This window comes from Roseibium album (assembly GCF_965233825.1).
GTDB classification, from domain to species: domain Bacteria; phylum Pseudomonadota; class Alphaproteobacteria; order Rhizobiales; family Stappiaceae; genus Roseibium; species Roseibium album.
The window spans coordinates 1,724,198-1,744,121 of sequence record NZ_OZ247583.1; the positions used below are offsets into that span (position 1 = coordinate 1,724,198).

Below are 19,924 nucleotides of genomic sequence, written 5' to 3' on the forward strand. Positions count from 1 at the left end.
GCATTTTTGATGCCGTATCGCGCCCCATGGACGATCACGCCCACGCGGAGGCTTTCGCAGAGGAGACCAGCAGCCCCTCAGTCGCTGGCGCACACTGGCTGACCGACCTGCTGGCCATCCTCTCCGCCGGGCTGATCTGCGGTGTGCTCACCGCGATGTTTGCCATCTCTGCGGCGGCGCTGCTGTTTGCTTCGGTGCTGAGCGCGCACATCACGCTGGCCATCGGCATTTGCCTTCTTGGCACCATCGTGCTGAGCGTGGTAATCGCACTCTTCAGTTCGTGCCCGGGAATGCTGTCGGTGACGCAAGAGGTGACGGTCGTCACGCTGGCTGTCATCGCGGCTTCAATCCACGGCACCATGTTCGCGGCACACAGCGAAGCCGAAATCCTGGCCACCATCATCGTAATGATCGGACTGGCAACAACCGTCACCGGCGCAGCGCTCCTTGCGATGGGAGTGTTTCGCCTGGGCAGGCTGATCCGCTTCATTCCCTATCCGGTGCTGGCCGGGTTTCTGGCTGGTATGGGCTGGCTGATCGTCTCCGGAGCCATGGCGGTCATCCTTGGCACCCCTCTCTCGGCACAGACCCTGCCCACGCTGTTTGAGACCGCAAACCTGATCAAATGGCTCCCCGCTGTCGCCTTCGCGCTTGTCGTGGATCTTGCCGCGCGGCGCAGCGGAAGCCCGATGGTCCTGCCGCTAGCCATTGCAGCCTTCCTGGTGGTGTTCCACGTGGCGGTCTGGATGCTCGGCCTGCCAATGGCCGAACTGCAAGGCCAAGGCTGGTTCTTTGCACCTGCGCAGGGCGGCAGCATCACCCTGCCATTTCACGGCAACCCGCTGGCGCAGGCCGATTGGACGGCGATCTGGTCGGAGCTTCCGAAAATCAGCGCCCTGCTGGCGATCAGCGGCGCGGCGCTGCTCTTTGCATCCAGCGGCATCGAATTGTCTGTGCGGCGCGACGTTGATCTGGACCGCGAGTTGCGCGCCGCTGGCCTTGCGAATGTGCTCGCTGGTGCGGGGGGAGGGGCCGCAGGCTTTCAGGGGTTGGGCCTGACGATATTGGCACATCATCTCGGCGCGTCCTATCGCATCACGGGTCTGCTGGTGGCGGCCGTTTGTATAGCCATTCTGCTTTACGGGGCGACGCTGCTCAGCTTCATTCCAATCCCGCTCTTTGGCGGCCTTCTGCTCTGGATCGGTGGCGGCTTGCTCTATCAATGGCTGATCGGCATCTACGCCAAAATATCGCGCCGCGAGTACCTCATCGTCTTGCTTATCGTCGCGCTGATTATCAATGTCGGGCTTTTGGAGGGTGTGTTGGTGGGCGTGTTCGCCGCGGCAGCGCTCTTCGTGCTGGAATATGCACGCGTTGAGGTTGTGAAATACGCCATCAGCGGCGAAACCTGTCAAAGTCGCGTGGAGCATCATCCCGATGACCAGGCCTATCTGCGGAAAAATGGCTCGAAAATACAAGTGTTGAGGCTTCAGGGGTTCATCTTTTTTGGAAGTGGGCAGCAGGTGTATCATCGTGCGCGACGGTGTTTCGAGACTTCGGACGTTCGGTTCCTGGTTCTGGATTGCCGGGATGTTACGGGCTTTGACTCCTCCGCCATTCAGAGCTTGACCAGGATTTGCGGGATGGTTCGGGAAAAAGACGGAAGGCTGATCGTCGGTGGGCTCAAACCGGCCCTGTCCCAAAGGCTGAACAGGCTGAATTTGGGAGGCATGCATGCTTCAGCCGTTTTGCATTTCGATAAGACAGACCAAGCCGTTGCATGGTGCGAAGACTGTCTGCTGCATGAATGGAAGAACCGTCCCTGCACGCAGCACACCCAGCGCTTTGCTGATCGACTCGCGCACGATCTGGACGATCCGCACGCGTTCGGAGCCATGCGGCCATACCTGGAAAAAATCACGTACAAGACGCAAAACCGCATTATCAACCAGGGCGAAGGGGGGACAGATATCTATTTTATCGAAAGTGGTTTTGTCAGAGTTCAGCTCGAGACCCGGAATGAACAGCCAGTGCACTTGCGCACGCTGGGTCCAGGCACGACTGTTGGTGAGATGTCATTCTTCTTGCAGCGCGCCCGAACCGCTTCTGCAATAGCAGAAACCGAGGCGGTTCTCTGGCGGCTCAGTCACAACGATTTATTTCAGATTGCCCGCTCGCAGCCGGAACTGGCCCACGCACTCAACAGCCACTTCATTCGCACGATCGCCGAACGTCTCGATCAGTCGAACGCACTTGTCCGATCCCTGATCGATTGATGGCACTGGCAGCAGACGGATTTTACGGATCGATTTCGAAATCGAAAACCCGTTTCAAGGCGAAGTGAGACTCATGTCGCAAGAACTCGGACAGAGTGTTGGTTACCGCCTAAGGTGTTGTAATTTGTGAATGCAGATTGATGCCGGCCCGCCGCTTCGCAAATTTCACGCGCTCGGCGGCACCGTCCTAAGGTTCATCTGTCCGGATAGACTTCGACCAAAACCATATTCGCAAAATCAGCTCGGAAATATGCGGTCGTGGCAATGCGCAGAACTTTCAAGTGAGCGAAAGATCGACACATGACCGGAAGGTTTCATCCCGATCATCGCATCGGCGATGATCCAGTGACTGTACCGCGAAATGGCATCATATGAAGCAATTCTGGACAGACTGGTTTTCATCGAACGCTCCTACAATTGGAACAGAGACCAGGTTTGATAGGTCAAGTTGGCGTCGTCACAGGGCTGGAGGGACAAAGGGCGCATCACATGGATGGGAGAGCCACCGCGTCCTTCCCGTTTTTCCGTACTGTTGACCGTTACGCACAGCTTCGGGTCGGCCTGGGTGACCAGATGTCCATTGTCTTTCAGGGTGAATTTCTGTGTGTCTGTCCCGGTACATGAGCCAAGCACAATTGGCGCTCCTGCTTCAACGGATGGAACTGTCATACAGACATCAAAATAGGGAATTCGGAACTCTCCCTTGCCGATGAGATCCGCGTCAAAGCCCTGATCTTCAAGGATGCCGCCCGTGTAGTTGTAGCAGGTGTGTGCCTGTAGTCCCCTGTCAAGCGGCGCATTTTTGCCCTGTCCACCAGCTATGTCCAGACAGTAGCCGCGCGCGTCGTCCAGCCTGTCAGTCAGTTGAACTTCAACAAGGTTTCCTGCTGCTTGAGCCGGTAAGGCGAGTGCTCCCAAACCGAGGGTTGCTAGCGCGATCCCGATAAGCGGTTTCATGGTGTTACTCCTTGGGAAATCAGTGAAGGTGGGAGTTGCATGCCAATATTTGTTCTGATCCAAACTATTTACATCAGAACATTATGACTGTTAAGTGTCGTGACCACTTTTTTGCAACGCAGTCAGGCCATGAAACGAATAGCAGTAGACCTACACCCTGTTTTGCATTCAGCCACCTTGTTGGAAAAGCGGGTTGAAATGCTGCTGAGACCAACCGGGATCCGTCACCGACAGGCTCTTATCCTGGATGCCTTGTCCAAGATCGGACCGACCTCACAGAGGCATCTGGCAAAACAGTTCGATGTTTCGGCGGGCAGTATGAGTTCCATGACAGAACGGTTGGTGGCGCTGGGCTTCATCACGCAAAGCACAAATCCTGTAAACCGCCGCAGCGATATTCTCGACCTGACGCCGGACGGCCGGGCAGTGTTGGAAAAAGTATTGATCGTCTGGCAGGAGGCGGCTGCCCTGATCAACTTGGCACTTGGTGACAATCAGGCCGAGACACTCACTGCCCTTTCCACGAAGCTCCGGAATACCTTGGGTGGCACGCAGCCGGAAAAAGAGCAACGCGGGGCCTAGAGCGGCTCAAGCTTAGCTGGAATCATTTGATGGCGATTGCCGGATACACTTGGTTCCGATTACATCGAAATCAGATAACGCTTCATCGATCCGCGATAACTACCTCGCAAAATCTTATGCGCGCGGCGAAACGTTATGCGCTCCCCTGCAACGGATCAGACGTCAAGATTGGCTACCGTGAGCGCGTTGTCCTGAATGAACTCGCGGCGCGGCTCGACCTCGTCGCCCATCAGCTTTGTGAAGATGTCGTCGGCATCGTCTGCTTCCTTCACCTTGACCTGCAACAGCGACCGGACATTGGGATCAAGCGTAGTTTCCCAGAGTTGCTCAGGGTTCATCTCGCCAAGGCCCTTGTAACGCTGCAGCGAGATGCCTTTCTGGCCAAAGGAATAAACCTGATCCAGCAGGGCTCTCGGGCCACGGATCTCGGTTGGAACATCTTTGCGTCGAAGCACAGCAGCCTTGCCGTAGATTTCGCTCAAGTGGTCCGCATGGGTCGCGAGCCGGCGGGCATCTGCGGAATCCAGCAGTGCCGCGTCAATGGTTGCGGCTTCTTCCACGCCGCGAACCGTGCGCCGGAACACGAGGCTGCCGTCGTCCCTGGCTTCGCCCACCCAGCCCCGTTCGAATTCATCGGCCAAAATGTCCATGCGCCGCGCGATATAGGCCGCTGCTTCCTCCGCCTTGGAACGGTCTTCAAGGATCTCGGCGTTCAGGGCACCGGCGATTGCCGCCTGTTCAACAACGTCACGGTTATACCGCGAATGCAGTCCGTCGAATATTTCCGCGATCTTTCGGGCTGTTTCCACAACGGACCGCAGATCCTGTCCTGTCCGGACCTCGCCATCGGCGAGCGTCAGGGAGGTATCGTCAAGGCCCTGTGCGATCAGATAGTCCTCAAGCGCCAGCTGGTCCTTGAGGTACTGTTCCGACTGGCCGCGCTTCACCTTGTAGAGTGGCGGCTGAGCGATATAGACATATCCGTTTTCAATCAGTTCGGGCATCTGCCGGAAGAAGAAGGTCAGGAGAAGGGTGCGGATGTGAGCGCCGTCGACGTCAGCATCGGTCATGATGATGATCTTGTGGTAGCGCAGCTTCTCGATATTGAATTCTTCTTTGCCGATACCGGTCCCCAGAGCCGTGATCAGGGTCCCGATCTCGTTGGACGACAGCATCTTGTCAAAACGGGCGCGCTCGACGTTGAGAATCTTGCCGCGCAGTGGCAGGACAGCCTGGTTTTTCCTGTGCCGGCCCTGCTTGGCCGAACCACCCGCCGAATCGCCCTCCACCAGGAAGAGTTCGGCCTTGGATGCATCGCGTTCCTGACAGTCGGCGAGCTTGCCGGGCAGGGACGCGACGTCAAGCGCACCCTTGCGGCGCGTCAGTTCACGTGCCTTGCGTGCGGCTTCACGGGCGGAAGCGGCTTCGACCACCTTTGAAACGATCGCCCTGGCCGGCGCGGGGTTTTCTTCCAGCCACTCGCTGAGGATTTGGGAAATCAGATTTTCGACAACGGGCCGGACCTCGGAGGAAACCAGCTTGTCCTTGGTCTGCGATGAGAATTTCGGGTCGGGAACCTTCACGGACAGGACGCAGGTCAGTCCTTCACGGCAGTCATCGCCGGAAAGCGAAACCTTTTCCTTTTTCATCAGGCCGGTTGATTCCGCGTAGCCCGTGACCTGGCGTGTCAGCGCAGCGCGGAAACCGGCAAGGTGTGTGCCGCCGTCGCGTTGGGGAATGTTGTTGGTGAAACACAGCACCTGCTCGTGATAGCTGTCATTCCACCACATAGCCGTCTCGACGGTGATGCCGTCTTTTTCGGCCTTCATGTTGATCGGTTCTTCGATCAACGGGTGCTTGGCGCGATCAAGGTAGCGCACGAAGGCTTCAAGACCACCTTCGTAGAGCAGTTCCTCGACCACGTCCTCAACGCCGCGCTTGTCCGTCAGGATGATGCGGACACCGGAATTGAGAAACGCAAGTTCGCGCAGCCTGTGCTCCAGCGTGTTGAAGTCGAATTCGGTTTTGCTGAAGGTCTCGGTGGACGGCAGGAACGTGACTTCGGTTCCCTTTTGCCCGTTCGCAGGCCCGACGACTTTCAGCGGATCCTGTGCCTCGCCATGGGCGAAAGTCATGGTGTGTTCCTGGTCGTTGCGCCAGATGCGCAATTCCAGCTTTGTGGAGAGTGCGTTGACCACAGAAACGCCCACACCGTGCAGACCGCCGGAGACCTTGTAGGAGTTCTGGTCGAATTTTCCGCCGGCATGCAACTGGGTCATGATGACCTCCGCTGCCGATACGCCCTCTTCCGAGTGAACATCCGTCGGGATGCCGCGGCCATTGTCGGAAACGGTGACGGAACCGTCCGGATTGAGTGTAACGGTCACATGGTCGGCGTGACCTGCGAGCGCTTCATCGATCGCGTTGTCGACCACCTCGTACACCATGTGGTGCAATCCCGATCCGTCGTCGGTATCGCCGATATACATTCCCGGCCGCTTGCGCACGGCATCCAGCCCTTTGAGTACCTTGATGGAGTCTGCTCCATATTCGGTACCATTGTCGGATTCAGGGGTCGGAACAGGCTCTGACGTGGACGTGTCGCTCATGCGAATCAATCACCAATCGGTTTATCTTTTCTCACCCCGTTATACGGCGTTCCCCGGGGTGTTCAACCACGCGCAGGCTGTAGGCAAGCCAGCGAAGCGATTCTGGTGGAAAACCATAAGATTCAGGCGGATTTATGAGGTTTGGCCCGGTCGGATCAGATGACCTTCGCCCGCGTCAATCTCGAAGATCTCGGCATCGCGCGGCAATGCTTCGAAAAGGGCCTCGTCCGTCCCGGTCATAAACACCTGACCGCCGAGCGAAGCCAATCTGGAAAACAAGGCAGCGCGGCGGGAAGGATCAAGGTGCGCGGCAACTTCGTCGAGCAGCAGAACCGGTGTCATGCCACTGACTTTTGCCGTCAATTCCGCGTGGGCGAGAATGAGCCCGATCAGAAGGGCTTTCTGTTCACCGGTCGAGGAATGGGCCGCCGGCATGTCCTTGGCAGCGTGACGGACTTTCAGATCACTCAGGTGCGGACCGTTGAGGGTCCGCCCTGCGGCGCGATCACGGGCACGACCGTCGACCAGGGCATGCCGATAGTGTTCCTCGCGGTCTGCAGCGCTCAGACCGATTGTTTCAGCCTCGAATGCACCTTCCAGCACCAGAGTCGCCCGCGGAAAGGGCAGGGCCTGGTCTGTCCCCTCGCGGATCATTTGCTCAAGCAGGCCGACCGTTTCCTGCCGTGCGATCGAGACGGCTGTACCGAGTTCGGCCACCTGTTGTTCAAGAGCACTCAGATAGGCGTCTGTGCCGCCCTGATCCAGCAGCCGGTTTCGCTGCCGCAGGGCATTTTCGAAATCGCCGACCCTGCGGCCGTGTGTCGGATCAATGGCGAGCGTCAGGCGGTCGAGAAACCGGCGGCGGGCCGATCCGGAACCGGTGAACAGGCCATCCATGGCTGGAACGAGCCAGAGGACGCGCATATAGTCCAGCAGGGTTTCCGACCCGCGCACGTCTTCACCGTCGATCCGCACCTTGCGGCCCGGTGACCCGGCACTGATCCCTGTCCCGATTCTGGTCTCCAGCCCGTCGAGCTCAACCGTGGCTGCGACGCTCCAGCCCCCGTCGCCGGTCGCGCGGGCAACGTCGGCCAGGGCGGCACGACGCAGGCCTCTGCCGGCCGTCAGGAAGGAAACTGCCTCAAGAATGTTGGTCTTGCCAACCCCATTGGCACCAACAAAGGCTGCCATCTTCCCGGATACGGGAAACGAAAGAGTTGCATGGTTGCGAAAGTCGGTCAGAGACAGCCGGGTCAGCCTCGCCGTCCGGAATTCACTCATCTACCCACTTCCGCTTTATCTGGCAGCCTCTGCGGAAATCAGACGCGCATCGGCATGAGAACGAACAGGCAATCTTCGACCGTGTTGTCCTGAATAAGTGTCGGTGAACCGGAATCCGCCAGCCGGAACAGCGCGGTGTCGCTGCTGAGCTGGTTGGCTATGTCGAGCAGGTATCGGGAATTGAAACCGATTTCGAGCGGTTCGGCATCGAACTCGACGGCCACTTCCTCTGTTGCACTTCCCGAATCCGGGTTGTTCACGGTCAGAACCATGCGGCCTTCGCTCAGCGACAGTTTGACTGCTCGCCCGCGTTCCGACGAAATCGTCGATACTCGATCGACGGCTTCCTTGAACTCGTCGCGGTCAACGCGCATTTCCTTGTCGTTGCCTTGTGGAATGACCCGGCCGTAATCGGGGAACGTGCCGTCTATCAGTTTCGAGGTCAGGACAACGGATCCCGTGGTCAGTCTGATCTTGGTCTCGGAGAGTTCGATCTGGACATTGGCTTCCGGGTCTTCCAGAAGTTTCTGGATCTCGCCAACGGTTTTGCGCGGCACGATGATGCCCGGCATTCCCGACGCGCCCTGGGGAGCAGGAACTTCTGCCTGCGCCAGACGGTGACCGTCAGTCGCAACGGCGCGGAAGTGCTGGCCGCTGGCCGCATCAACCGTGTGGAGGTAGATGCCGTTCAGATAGTAGCGCGTTTCTTCCGTGGATATCGCGAATTGGGTGGTATCGATAAGCTTGCGGGTATCGGCTCCGGTAAGCGCAAAACCATGACTGAAATCGCCGGCGGTGAGGTCCGGAAAATCGGTCTCCGGCAACATCTGCAGTGTGAATCTGGAGCGCCCGGCCCGGATCTCCAGCGTGGCATTGTCGCTGGTGGTTTCCAGGACGACCTGCGAGCCTTCCGGCAGCTTCCGAACGATATCGTAGAACATGTGCGCCGGGACGGTTGTCGCACCCGGCAGTTCGATCATGGCGGGCACCGATTCAACGATTTCGAGGTCCAGATCCGTGGCCTTGAGGTTGATCGCGCCGCCATCGGCGCGCAACAACACGTTGGACAGGATGGGAATTGTATTCCGGCGCTCGACCACACGATGAACATGGGTCAAGGACTTGAGGAGATCGGTCCGCTCGAGGGTCGCTTTCATACGCTTCTTCCATACTCGTGAAGAGTCAGGCAGAGATGCCTGACCAAACTGGACATTCAGGCTCCTTAGGGAGCGGGGGGAAGACACTGCCCTTAACCGCTGCCAAAAGCAAGGGGGCGCCCGCCCGGAACGCCCCCAAATTTGATCGAAAATAGCCTAAATTAGCCCTTATGCATCCAGCATCCGCTTCAGCAGCTCAAGCTCCTGCGCAAGAGCATAATCACCCCGCGCCATTTCCTCGATTTTGCGCACTGCATGAAGAACAGTTGTGTGGTCCCGGTTGCCGAAACGGCGCCCGATTTCCGGAAGCGAGCGTGGTGTCATGACCTTGGCAAGGTACATGGCGATCTGGCGTGGACGCACGATAGTGCGGGTGCGGCGGGCAGAGAGAAGATCAGCCTTTGTAACGTTGTAGTGCTTTGAAACAACGCGCTGGATATCTTCGATCTTGACGCGGCGTGGTTCGCTGGAGCGAACCAGATCGCGCAGGGTCAATTCCGCCATTTCCTGTGTGATCGGCTGATTGGTCAGTTGATTATGAGCGATCAGGCGGTTGAGGGCACCTTCAAGATCGCGTCCGGATGAAGCGACGTGACGCGCCACGTAGTCCAGAACACCTTCGGGCACATCGAATTGCGGATACGACCTTTGCGCCGTTTCGACGCGCGACGTGAGAATATTCCGGCGCAGAGCGAAGTCAGGTTCCTGAATACCGACGACAAGCCCGCCCGAAAGCCGGGAGCGGACGCGGTCATCAAGCGTATCGAGTTCGGAAGGCGCGCGGTCGGCGGCAACGATGACCTGACGCGCACCGTCGATAAGTGCGTTCAGGGTGTGACAGAATTCCTGCTGGACTTGCTTGCCGTGCAGAAACTGCATGTCATCAATCAGGAGGAGATCAATTGTGCGCAACGTGTCCTTGAAAGCCAGTGCAGACTGGGATTTCAGCGCTGCGACAAACTTGTACATGAAATGCTCGGCGGTCAGGTAAAGCACCTTGTGTCCGTTGGCGCGTGCCTTTGCCGCGACGGCCTGCATGAGATGGGTTTTTCCGAGACCGACGGAAGCATGCAGGTAAAGCGGATTGAAAGTGACGGAGCCTCCAGCAGCAACCTGACGGGCCGCAGCCAGTGCCAGATTGTTGGATTCGCCTTCGACAAATGTATCGAACGTGTATTTGGGATCCAGCGCTGCCCCTTGCAGCACGTCACGCGCGCTGTCGGCGCCCGTGTCGCCGCGACCGAGTGCTGCGGTGGCTGCCTGTGCCCGGGTAACCTGGGATGCATCCGAGAGCACATCGACACGTGCGTCTGCCGTCGCCGGTTTCATTCCTGCCGGTGTGGCCAGGCTCGGCTGTGCAACCGGGGTCTGACGGGGGCGAATGGCACCGCGCACGGTCAGTTCGATGCGATGAACATTGTCGCATTCGCGCTGCCACAGTCCCATAAGCTGGTCGTTGTAGTTGTTCTGGATCCACTGTTTGAGAAATCGTGTTGGAACGGACAGGCGCACAGTGCCGTCCTGATGTTCCTCGAGGTCTACGCGCGCAAACCAACTGGTAAACACATCATCGCCCAATTCTGCGCGAAGCTGCTTCTTTACGCGCTTCCACTGTTCGGAGCCGCCTGCCTCCTGAACCTGCATGTCATTTGCCTCCTGTAATCATGAAGAACGGTCCGCCACAGCCGTTCTTCGACGCCTCGCTGCTTGTGCAGCATTATTTTGTCCCATTTGGGACGGTTATAGTGCTGGCAGCCGAAATAGTTCCGCCACCTCGCCCCTGTCTAGCTGCAGGGTAACTAACTTTGAGTCCAGGGCAGTCCGGCAGCTTTCCATCCGGACCGGGTTCCGCGGTGACCGTCTGCATCGAGCGGCCCTTCGAAACCATCAGAGATATTGAAGCAATTTGTATAGCCGGCTTGCGTCAGGGCAATGGCTGCTGCCTGGCTCCGCGCGCCGGAGCGGCACAGAAAATAGATTGGCGCGCTCCGGTCAAGTCCTTTTTTTGCCAAAAGGTCTGAAACCGCCGCGCCAAACTCCGGATTCGGACCGGAAGGCGGAAAACTCTGCCATTCCACCAACATCGGTTCCTTGCCAATCGGTCGCAGGTCCGGCAGTCCGACAAATGCCCATTCTGCCTGGGTGCGCACGTCAACAAGCACCGAAGTCTCGTCGCCGGAAAGCTCGGTGAAAGCTTCCTGCGATGTCACATTCCCAGCGTAGCCACCCTCACTTCGCACAATCTGCCCCCTTCAATAGCCGTGGGCTATCGAGTAAAAGTAAAATCAAGAATTCCGGGAAAGAGAATTAGTCCAGATTGGAGCTAACTGCCCTGGCGATCGAATACATTCATGTATCCAGTCCAAGGTCTTGGTGCTACGTGCTCAGCTATACATCTTTTAGACTTATTCATTTTTGATCCAAGCACCATTTTCAAGTCGTTTGCTGGTCTTCGTCGCCAGCCGCATCCTTAATATACAGACGAAGATGACGGGGGCAACAGCGTCTCCTGACGATTTCCGGATATGTCAGGTTTTTGGCCGCAGGTGAGAGTTTTTTGCGCATTGTGGGCGATCGAGCAAACGCTTTCTGCGGCAATGACTTTTTGCATTTTGGTGCGCCGTCGCAACTCGAAAACAACATTTTCAAAAAAATTTTCAGAAGGAATAGCTTGACTCGTATCGAATCCGGTTCGATTGCCTTTTGGAACACCTACATGTGCGTAAAACTTTGAAATTATTACATTTTCCGTGACAGCATCGAGGGCGGTAAAATTGACGATATTGCCTGCGCCGGTTGTCAAATCTCGTCATCCACAAAATTGCATGGCTAAAAAAAAACCCGGCAGTACTGCCGGGCTTTTATAACACTTATCTGACGCGAAAACTATGCGCCAAGTGCCTTGATGCGAGCATTCAGGCGGGAAACCTTCCGCGATGCTGTGTTGGCATGCAGAACGCCTTTGGAAGCTGCGCGCATGATTTCCGGCTGCGCTGACTTGAAGGCCTCATTGGCGGCAGTCTGGTCACCGGAAGCAATTGCTTCTTCAACCTGACGCAGGTAGGTGCGCATGCGGCTCCGGCGAGATTTGTTCGTGGCCGTCCGGCGGGCAATCTTGCGGGCCGCCTTCTTGGCCGATGGTGTGTTGGCCATGGGCTCAATCCTGATCGGTAAATGGGACTAGTGTCCGGTGACAATCGGGACAAAGGCGCGAAGGCGGTAAGACCCGATCAAATAACAACGGCGGCAGAAGTCCGCCACCGATTGGGCGCTGCTTATAATCGCGCTTGGGCCCGCCGTCAACGGCTTATCGTTGATACCGATAAGTTTATTTGTTGCGGAACTGGGGGGTACGCTTCTCGGAAAAGGCGGTCATACCCTCTTTCTGATCTTCCAGTGCAAACATCGCCTGGAAAACGCGTCGTTCGAACCGGACACCCTCGGAAAGGGTTGTTTCGTAGGCCCGGTCTACGCTCTCTTTTGCCATCATGACGACCGGCAACGAGAACTCCGCGATTTTCTCCGCCGCTTTCAGCGTTTCCTCAAGCAGATCGTCTGCCGGGACAATCCGGCTGACAAGGCCGCTGCGTTCGGCTTCTTCGGCATCCATCATGCGGCCTGTCAGGACCATCTCCATGGCTTTCGACTTGCCGACAAACCGCGTGAGCCTTTGTGTGCCGCCGGCGCCAGGTATCACGCCGAGCGTGATTTCCGGTTGGCCGAATTTGGCCGTGTCTGCGGCAATGATGAAATCGCACAGCATTGCCAGTTCACATCCGCCCCCGAGTGCATAGCCGGCAACGGCGGCAATGATCGGCTTGCGGTTTCTGGATACCCGGTCGAACGGGGTGATCAGATCGGTCTGATAGGCGGATGAGAAGTCATGCGGCAGCATTTCCTTGATATCCGCACCCGCGGCAAAGGCTTTCTCCGAACCGGTGACCACCACGCAACCGATTCTCTCATCGGTGTCGTACCCGTCCAATGCAGTTCCAAGTTCCGCGATCAACTCCGAATTCAGCGCATTCAGCGCCTCAGGCCGGTCGAGCGTGATCAGACCGACTTTGCCGCGTTTTTCAACACGGATGTTCTTGTATCCCATTTCGCCTGCTCCCAGTGCCAGCACATATCAAATAGACGCGACATGCCTAGCCGACCGGGGGCACGTCTGGCAAGGTTGGCAAAAAGGAGGTGGCCGGCGTTCGGTCTTGTCTTTCAGGACTGGCAAACCGGGCAATGAAAGGTGGAGCGATTGGATTGGACGAGGCGTGCAATCGTGCCTTTGCAGCCCTTTTTCCGGCAAGTTTCGCCTTCCCGATCGTAAACGGCGAAGGAATGCTGGAAGTAACCGAGAGTACCGTCTGCCTGGGTATGGTCGCGCAGCGAGGAACCGCCTGCACGGATGGCATCATGAAGCGTCTCGCGAATGTGGATTGCAAGTTCCTCAGCCTTTTTTGTCGGCTTTCCGGACGTCGTCGTCAGGGTGCCTGCGACACGTTCCGGACTGAGACCGCTGCGCCACAACGCTTCGCACACATAAATGTTTCCGAGCCCGGCGATAAGTTTCTGGTTCAGGAGCGCTGCCTTGAGCGGTGACTTGCGGCCTGCAAACAGGCGAGCCAGGGTTTCGCCGCTAAGATCGTTTCCAAGCGGCTCCATTCCCAGATCCTTGAAGTATGCGTGTTCGTCCAGTTGTGGGCGGGGGATCAGGGTCATGAAGCCAAATCTGCGCGGATCATTATATATGATGCGCGCAGTGGCACTTTCACTCGTCTTCAGGTGAAACACCACGTGATCGTGTTTCGGGTCCTTGTTTCTCTCATGTGCAAAATCACCGGGTGCGTGTTGCACGGAATCGTTCTCGACCCGGAATGATCCGGACATTCCAAGGTGCATGACGAGAACATCACCACTGTCGATGTCAGCCAGAAGATACTTTGAGCGCCGTGACAGGGCAGCGACCCGCTGCCCGGCAAGTCGGCTTGCGAACCGGTCGGGGAACGCAAACCTGAGGTCCGGACGGTTCTGATCGACGGCGACGATTTTTGCGCCTTCGAAGGTCGGAGCAAGTCCCCGCTTGACCGTTTCAACTTCCGGCAATTCAGGCATCTACGGATCTCTCAACACTGGTTTCTGTTTCTTTTGCACGCTATAGGCCTGCGGCATATGGCTTTGAAGGCTGGCAAAGATAGCGCTTGTCGGGTGCTTGTACTATTGTCCGGCGCGATTTGAAGTGAATTCGAGACAAGTATCCGCCAGGAGGCGCATTCATGACGCAACAGACCCAGGGACAGTCGGGGACATCGGGCCGCACACCCGAGGACATGCCGACAAGCTTTGGCTTCACCAGGGTTGCCGAAGGACAGAAGCAGTCGCTGGTGGATGACGTCTTTCACAAGGTTGCGGACCGCTACGACCTGATGAACGATCTCATGTCGGGTGGTTTCCACAGGGTGTGGAAAGACGCAATGGTGTCCTATCTGGCACCGCCCAAATCGTCGGCGTCCGGCTGGCGTCTTCTCGATGTCGCCGGTGGCACCGGTGACATTGCCACCAGGGTGGTTCGCCGGTCGAACGAAGCCGTCGAGGCGGTGGTTTGCGACATCAACGAATCCATGTTGTCCGTCGGACGGGACCGGGCTGCCAAGGCGGGCCTCTCCGATCTGATAACCTTTTCGCAGGGCAATGCCGAGGAGCTGCCGTTTCCCGACAAGAGTTTCGACGCCTACACAATTGCGTTCGGGATCCGCAACGTTCCGGATATCCCGAAAGCCCTTGGCGAAGCCCACCGGGTTTTGAAGCGCGGCGGCCGTTTTCTCTGTCTTGAGTTTTCCGAAGTGGACATCCCTGTCCTGGACAAGGTCTATGACACTTTTTCCTTCAACGCGATCCCGCCGATCGGCAAGTGGGTGACCGGCGACGCGGATCCCTATCAGTACCTGGTGGAATCGATTCGCAAGTTTCCGGGTCAGGAACGTTTTGTTGAAATGATCCGTGAGGCCGGGTTCGAGCGCGTGGGGTATCGCAATTATTCAGGTGGGATTGCCGCACTGCATTTTGGCTGGAAATTCTGATCGATGACGCTTCCGGTAATGTCTTTTTTCCGTCTGGCGCGGGCGGGATTTGTGATGGCGCGCGAAGGTGTGTTCGGTCTTGTTGCCTTGCCGGACCTTCCGACCGGTCCGCGCATTGGCATCGCAATGGCCCGTCTGCTGGAGCGCCGGTCGGTCAAGGACAAGAGCGCGGAACTGCGTCTGTCGGATGCACTCAACAAGCTTGGCCCCTCCTACGTCAAGCTTGGCCAGTTTCTCGCGACGAGGGCAGATGTGGTCGGCAAGGATGCGGCACGGGAATTGTCTGCGCTGCAGGACCGGCTTCCGGCTTTCGATCACGAGGCGGCAAGAGCAGCCGTGTGCGAGCAACTCGGGCGCCCGGTCGACGAAATCTTCGATGAATTCGGTGAGGCCGTCGCCGCAGCATCCATCGCACAGGTTCATCCCGCCATCATCAGGCAGAAGGACGGGTCGGAAGAAAAGGTTGCCGTAAAGGTTCTGCGCCCCGGCGTTGCCCGCCGGTTTCAACGTGACCTGCAGAGCTACTACCTGGTCGCCAGGCTGGCCGAACGGTTCCACGCCCCGTCCCGCAGGCTTCGCCCCGTGGCCATCGTCGACACGCTGGCGCAGTCGGTCGCGATTGAAATGGATTTCCGTCTCGAAGCAGCAGCTCTTTCAGAAATGGCCGAAAACACGTCAGATGATCCCGGTTTCCGCGTTCCATCCGTTAACTGGATGCACACGGCAAAGGGCGTCCTGACCATGGAATGGATCGACGGCCGCAAGATGTCGGACGTCGACGGGTTGATCGAGGACGGACACGATCTGGAAGCGCTGGGTGCCGCTGTTATCCAGAGTTTCCTGCGTCATACCCTGCGCGATGGCTTTTTTCATGCGGATATGCACCAGGGCAATCTGTTCGTTCACCCGGACGGTACGCTTGTCGCCGTCGATTTTGGCATCACCGGCCGGCTGAACAAGCGTGAACGGCGCTTTCTGGCCGAGATCCTTTTCGGTTTCATCACGCGTAACTACAGACGCGTAGCCGAAGTTCATTTCGAGGCTGGTTACGTCCCGGCTGATCAGGATGTCGACATGTTTGCCCAGGCCATCCGGGCCATCGGAGAACCCATCCACGGTCACGACGCCAGCGAAATCTCCATGGCGCGCCTGTTGACCCAGCTGTTCGAGGTGACCGAGCTCTTCGACATGCGCACCCAGACGCAGTTGATCATGCTTCAAAAGACGATGGTTGTTGTGGAGGGCGTTGCCCGCTCACTCAATCCGAACCTCGATATGTGGCGGACCGCCGAACCGGTCGTCGGCAGTTGGATAAAGGAGCATCTGGGTCCGGTCGGCAAGTTGCGTGACGCCGGGGATGTCGTGTCGGCCCTGACACGAGCCGCGAACGACTTGCCGATCTTCGCCGACAGGATCGGGCACATGTCGGAAGCGCTTGAAAGAATGACAAGAGACGGCTTGCGGTTCGACCGGGAAACGGCGGAAACTATCGGCAAGGCGGAAGCCCGTCACACCCGATCCGGACGCATCGCCCTGTGGGTGATCGCAGCCTGTGCATTGGTGCTGACATATCTCGCGATATGAACGGTGGATCCGGTCGACCCGTCGAGACGAGTATCGGGTTGAGCAGAGTTGCGCGTGTGGCCGCCCGCTGATCGTTCCGCTAGCACGTTTCGATGTGATCGAGAGCAATCTTTTTCGAAATCGCTCGGATTTCTTCAGCAAGTTCCCTGTCGTCGATCGTTCGCGACAAAACCATGCCGCCGATGCAGGTCGCAGCCAAACCAATGGCTTTTTCGCGTTTGTCGGCCCGGTCGGGCAGATTGTGTTCGAACAGCCAGATCATGGCCCGCAACAACGCCTCGTAGGCGGTCCGGACTTCGGACGTTGCACGCGCGACATCAGACGGCAGAGCGATCATCGGGCACTGCCCTTCAAGATCCCCGAGATGCTTGTCTGAAAGATAGCTTTCTATCATGTCGCGAACGGTTTGCGGGCCGCCATTTGCCGGATCGACACCGGCTTCGTCCCGCCAGGTCTTCCCCCGTCCGTTCAGAAACGAGGCAACCGCTTCCGCGTAGAGCTCTTCCTTGTTCCTGAAATGGTTGTAGAACCCGCCTCGTGTCAGGCCGGCTTCCGCCATGATCGTGTCGATGGAAACCTCTGAAAATCCATGTCGGTTAAACAGGATACGGGCACATTCCACGATCCGGTTCCGTGTCGCCGACTTGTGTTGGGCACTATAAGGCAATCAAACCTCCAAAGCGTGACGTCTCATTCTAGTGAGGCACAAAAAATGTTCTTTAACATAAATAGAAAAGTGGCAAGAACGGTTTGTCTTTTTTGAAATCAAACCGGACCGCGATATGGAAAACCTGTTCGAAGCAATCCCTTACATCAACGCCTACAAGCCAACATTTCTCGTTCTCGGCGCGTTGGCTCTGGTCGTTCTGATCCAGAGCTTTCTGACTGCCCCGCTGGCATTTGCCAAAGAAGAGCAGACGCCGGGCATGCCGCTACAGTTCGATCATTCGAAGCTGAGTTTCAGGGCAATCAGGACCTATCAGAATTCCGCCGAGAGTTTCCCCGCATTTCTTGCAGCTGTGCTTGTTGCGGTGGCGGCTGGCGCCTCACCACTTGTCGTCAATTCGGTATCCGGGATCTATCTCCTCGCACGCATCCTGTTCTGGGCATTTTACTATGGCGGGATTGGCAGGATCGCAGGTGGTCCGCGCACAATTGCGTTCGTCACGTGCCTCCTGGCCAATATCGTGATCGCGGTTGCAGGACTGATCAGTCTTGTTTGAGTGCAGCCAGGAGGATGGGAGGAACGGTCTGCTCAAGAATATCCACCAGGTCGGGATCCATGAATTGGAACTCGTCCGGGATATCGAGCACGTAAACAACTTCGGAATTCAGGAGCTGACGAAAGCGGGCTTTTAGTCTTGAGGAATGCTCATCCTCCATCACAAGGACGAGATCCGCCCAGTCAATGTCGGCGTTCTGTACCTGCTTGCGCGCAGCTTTGCTTGTTCCGCAAGAGCGTGCACGAATGCCGGGAAACGACCTGACGAGGGTTTCTGCGGTCGGGCTTCGCCATCTGTTACGGCTGCATACAAACAGGACATTGATGGTTTCATCGCGCATCGATGAATCTGGCCCCTCTTTTGGTCATGGATGAGCTGTGACTATGGCTCTGTTACCCGCCTGAGCGTCAGATTGATGCGCCCGCCATTCTTCAGCAACGTCGACGTTCCTTTGAGGACGCGGTCGATACCATGATAGGCAAGGCGGGCGTCACCACCCAAAACCACGACGTCTCCCGACTGAAGCCGGAAAGACCTGGTGGGGCCGGTCCGCTTAAGGCCACCGACCCGGAATGTTGCTGTGTCGCCGAGCGAAACGGAAATGACCGGAGCAGCGAAAGTCTGCTCGTCCCGGTCCTGATGAAGGCCCATCTTTGCACCGGGTTCGTAGAAATTGACGAGACAGGCTTCAGGCCGGGGAGCTTCGGGTGCAAGATCACTCCACAAAGCCAGCAGGCTCTCCGGAATCTCCGGCCAGGCGTCCCCGGTTGCAGGATGGCTTTCCTGGTAGCGGTAGCCGTTGATATCCGAAACCCAGCCAAGCGGCCCGCAATTGCTCATTTTCACTGAAAAAGGCTTGCCTGTCTTTGGCATCACCGGTTGGTAAAGCGGCGCAGCGGCAACAATCGAGCGGATTTGCTCCAGAAGGTGTTCCTGAGCTGTGCGGTCGAAATATCCGGGATGATAGGCAAGGCCGGTCAGGCCGTTTATCGGAATGTCCTGCATGCTCTTTCCCATAAAGTATAAACTCAGTCTCCGCAGCCTCCACAGCCCGACCCGCCTCCGCTGTCACCCCCACCGCATCCGGCGCCGCATCCGGACGAACTCCCGGTCGCCTTGATGAAGATCGCGCGGACTAGAAGAACAATGACGACCACGCCGAGAATGAACCACAATGTGTGCTCGCTTGCCCAGTGCCAGACCATGTTGCGCAGTTTTTCCAGAAGCGTGTCACCCGCAGGCTGTCCATGCGCAAAGGCAAGACCGGTACCGAACAAAAGGGCGAACAGGGAAATCAGCGCACCATAAACCCGTGCCGAAATGTTTGTGAGCCTTTGACATGTCAGCAAGACCGAGTAGGGCAATCGAGGTTTTGGGAGGAGCCAGACATCCTTCGAGTTGATCCGCATGAAATGCGGTGCCCTGCCGAACCGGATGTCCGCTGGTGGCCAGATATCTTCAGGCGGTGGATTGCCGAATTCGGTTTGGTAAAGCTCCAGCGTCTTTTGATAGGCATCGCGGAAAAGCGCGGACTGGTCGGCGCCGCCTTTGGTTGGCATGTGGTGGAGCGGACCACCGAGTGCGTCCTTGAACGGTCCCCAGTAATGGCGCGTATAGGTGAGGTGCAGGTGCCAGGCCTGGTCCACCTCGTCGCTTGGAGTCACCATTCCGGCCTTCATCCGGCTCAGATACGCAAATCGAAGATATTCGATTATTACCTTGAGGGCGTATTCATGTGTCCAGTTGTTGTCACGGGCCAGACGCTTCGAGAAGGGAAGGTCGGCCTCCACGACGTCGGGATGGCAGCTATGGATACGATTCCAGAGTTCAGGATCATTCACGGCAGCCTCCTTTGGCAGGGCAAATCCCGATTTTTGTCGAGACCCTAGGTCAAAAGTTTAAAGCATTTCCGAAAACCGGGAGAAACGCTTGCAAATGGTTCTGGATTTGCTATCGACACCCGAACAGTAACCATCTGGGAAGAATTATCCGCCATGTCAGGCAATTGTCAGTGGACAGATGTCTTGCAGGCAAAGTTTCATCCACCTATATAGCGGTCAAGCTTCGCGCTAAATCCTGAGCATTCGCTCTGGCGTGATGTCCGGGTTTTTCCCGGAACCCAAGTGAGAGGAGCCGGATTTGACGCCTTCACGGGTCTATCCGGTTTGCTAGAAAGAGAGG

Annotated in this window: 20 protein-coding genes; 5 read left to right on the top strand and 15 right to left on the bottom strand. The window is 57.3% G+C overall.

Annotated elements, in window-relative coordinates; translation table 11 throughout:
• Positions 1-26: 26 nt before the first annotated feature.
• Positions 27-2,276, top strand: a complete 2,250-nt coding sequence (locus ACO6TI_RS08040) for a SulP family inorganic anion transporter (protein ID WP_422384723.1) — start codon at positions 27-29, stop codon at positions 2,274-2,276.
• Between the two features lie 237 nt (positions 2,277-2,513).
• On the opposite strand, the gene ACO6TI_RS08045 is transcribed toward ACO6TI_RS08040, so the two are convergent.
• Positions 2,514-2,678, bottom strand: a complete 165-nt coding sequence (locus ACO6TI_RS08045; RefSeq protein ID WP_422384724.1) for a hypothetical protein — start codon at positions 2,676-2,678, stop codon at positions 2,514-2,516.
• Between the two features lie 9 nt (positions 2,679-2,687).
• A complete protein-coding gene (locus tag ACO6TI_RS08050; protein ID WP_196915789.1) occupies positions 2,688-3,233 on the bottom strand; it encodes a ricin-type beta-trefoil lectin domain protein in 546 nt (181 codons plus the stop codon).
• A 198-nt stretch (positions 3,234-3,431) separates the two neighbouring features.
• Here ACO6TI_RS08050 and ACO6TI_RS08055 point away from each other — a divergent pair, with 198 nt between their 5' ends.
• Entirely contained in the window at positions 3,432-3,815 is a 384-nt protein-coding gene (locus ACO6TI_RS08055; protein WP_422384725.1) for a MarR family winged helix-turn-helix transcriptional regulator, read from the top strand.
• Between the two features lie 155 nt (positions 3,816-3,970).
• On the opposite strand, the gene gyrB is transcribed toward ACO6TI_RS08055, so the two are convergent.
• The 9 genes from gyrB to mutM form a co-directional block, all read right to left on the bottom strand.
• Positions 3,971-6,424 (bottom strand): DNA topoisomerase (ATP-hydrolyzing) subunit B, encoded by a 2,454-nt coding sequence (gene gyrB, locus ACO6TI_RS08060; protein ID WP_104701354.1) that lies wholly within the window; start codon positions 6,422-6,424, stop codon positions 3,971-3,973.
• 132 nt (positions 6,425-6,556) lie between these two features.
• The gene (recF, locus tag ACO6TI_RS08065; RefSeq protein WP_197000086.1) at positions 6,557-7,705 is read right to left on the bottom strand and encodes a DNA replication/repair protein RecF; all 1,149 of its coding nucleotides are present in this window, start codon (positions 7,703-7,705) and stop codon (positions 6,557-6,559) included.
• 38 nt (positions 7,706-7,743) lie between these two features.
• The gene (dnaN, locus tag ACO6TI_RS08070; protein WP_422384726.1) at positions 7,744-8,862 is read right to left on the bottom strand and encodes a DNA polymerase III subunit beta; all 1,119 of its coding nucleotides are present in this window, start codon (positions 8,860-8,862) and stop codon (positions 7,744-7,746) included.
• A gap of 168 nt (positions 8,863-9,030) precedes the next feature.
• The gene (gene dnaA / locus ACO6TI_RS08075; protein ID WP_281928012.1) at positions 9,031-10,506 is read right to left on the bottom strand and encodes a chromosomal replication initiator protein DnaA; all 1,476 of its coding nucleotides are present in this window, start codon (positions 10,504-10,506) and stop codon (positions 9,031-9,033) included.
• 155 nt (positions 10,507-10,661) lie between these two features.
• Entirely contained in the window at positions 10,662-11,102 is a 441-nt protein-coding gene (locus ACO6TI_RS08080; protein ID WP_055119093.1) for a rhodanese-like domain-containing protein, read from the bottom strand.
• Between the two features lie 230 nt (positions 11,103-11,332).
• Positions 11,333-11,665, bottom strand: coding sequence for a hypothetical protein (locus ACO6TI_RS08085; RefSeq protein WP_422384727.1), 333 nt, complete (start codon positions 11,663-11,665; stop codon positions 11,333-11,335).
• A gap of 83 nt (positions 11,666-11,748) precedes the next feature.
• The gene (gene rpsT, locus ACO6TI_RS08090; protein ID WP_055119098.1) at positions 11,749-12,015 is read right to left on the bottom strand and encodes a 30S ribosomal protein S20; all 267 of its coding nucleotides are present in this window, start codon (positions 12,013-12,015) and stop codon (positions 11,749-11,751) included.
• Positions 12,016-12,190: 175 nt separating this feature from the next.
• Positions 12,191-12,964 carry an enoyl-CoA hydratase gene (locus ACO6TI_RS08095; protein ID WP_104701821.1) on the bottom strand — a complete coding sequence of 258 codons (774 nt, stop codon included), beginning with the start codon at positions 12,962-12,964 and terminating at the stop codon, positions 12,191-12,193.
• Between the two features lie 113 nt (positions 12,965-13,077).
• Positions 13,078-13,971 carry a bifunctional DNA-formamidopyrimidine glycosylase/DNA-(apurinic or apyrimidinic site) lyase gene (gene mutM, locus ACO6TI_RS08100; protein ID WP_422384728.1) on the bottom strand — a complete coding sequence of 298 codons (894 nt, stop codon included), beginning with the start codon at positions 13,969-13,971 and terminating at the stop codon, positions 13,078-13,080.
• A gap of 161 nt (positions 13,972-14,132) precedes the next feature.
• Here mutM and ubiE point away from each other — a divergent pair, with 161 nt between their 5' ends.
• Positions 14,133-14,936, top strand: coding sequence for a bifunctional demethylmenaquinone methyltransferase/2-methoxy-6-polyprenyl-1,4-benzoquinol methylase UbiE (gene ubiE / locus ACO6TI_RS08105; RefSeq protein WP_108873254.1), 804 nt, complete (start codon positions 14,133-14,135; stop codon positions 14,934-14,936).
• Positions 14,937-14,939: 3 nt separating this feature from the next.
• A complete protein-coding gene (ubiB, locus tag ACO6TI_RS08110) occupies positions 14,940-16,520 on the top strand; it encodes a 2-polyprenylphenol 6-hydroxylase (protein WP_104701359.1) in 1,581 nt (526 codons plus the stop codon).
• Positions 16,521-16,599: 79 nt separating this feature from the next.
• On the opposite strand, the gene ACO6TI_RS08115 is transcribed toward ubiB, so the two are convergent.
• Positions 16,600-17,187: a TetR/AcrR family transcriptional regulator gene (locus ACO6TI_RS08115; protein WP_196891941.1), complete on the bottom strand. Its 588-nt coding sequence runs from the start codon at positions 17,185-17,187 to the stop codon at positions 16,600-16,602.
• 115 nt (positions 17,188-17,302) lie between these two features.
• Between ACO6TI_RS08115 and ACO6TI_RS08120 the strand changes: the two genes are divergently transcribed.
• Positions 17,303-17,743 carry an MAPEG family protein gene (locus ACO6TI_RS08120; RefSeq protein WP_104701361.1) on the top strand — a complete coding sequence of 147 codons (441 nt, stop codon included), beginning with the start codon at positions 17,303-17,305 and terminating at the stop codon, positions 17,741-17,743.
• Here the strand turns inward: ACO6TI_RS08120 and ACO6TI_RS08125 are convergent.
• The 3 genes from ACO6TI_RS08125 to ACO6TI_RS08135 are packed head-to-tail and all read right to left on the bottom strand — an operon-like array spanning position 17,730 to position 19,584.
• Positions 17,730-18,083, bottom strand: coding sequence for a low molecular weight protein tyrosine phosphatase family protein (locus ACO6TI_RS08125; RefSeq protein ID WP_422384729.1), 354 nt, complete (start codon positions 18,081-18,083; stop codon positions 17,730-17,732). The genes ACO6TI_RS08120 and ACO6TI_RS08125 overlap by 14 nt on opposite strands.
• Positions 18,084-18,124: 41 nt before the next feature.
• Positions 18,125-18,748 (bottom strand): alpha-ketoglutarate-dependent dioxygenase AlkB family protein, encoded by a 624-nt coding sequence (locus ACO6TI_RS08130; RefSeq protein ID WP_197000083.1) that lies wholly within the window; start codon positions 18,746-18,748, stop codon positions 18,125-18,127.
• Between the two features lie 23 nt (positions 18,749-18,771).
• The gene (locus ACO6TI_RS08135) at positions 18,772-19,584 is read right to left on the bottom strand and encodes a hypothetical protein (RefSeq protein WP_197000082.1); all 813 of its coding nucleotides are present in this window, start codon (positions 19,582-19,584) and stop codon (positions 18,772-18,774) included.
• Positions 19,585-19,924: the final 340 nt, after the last annotated feature.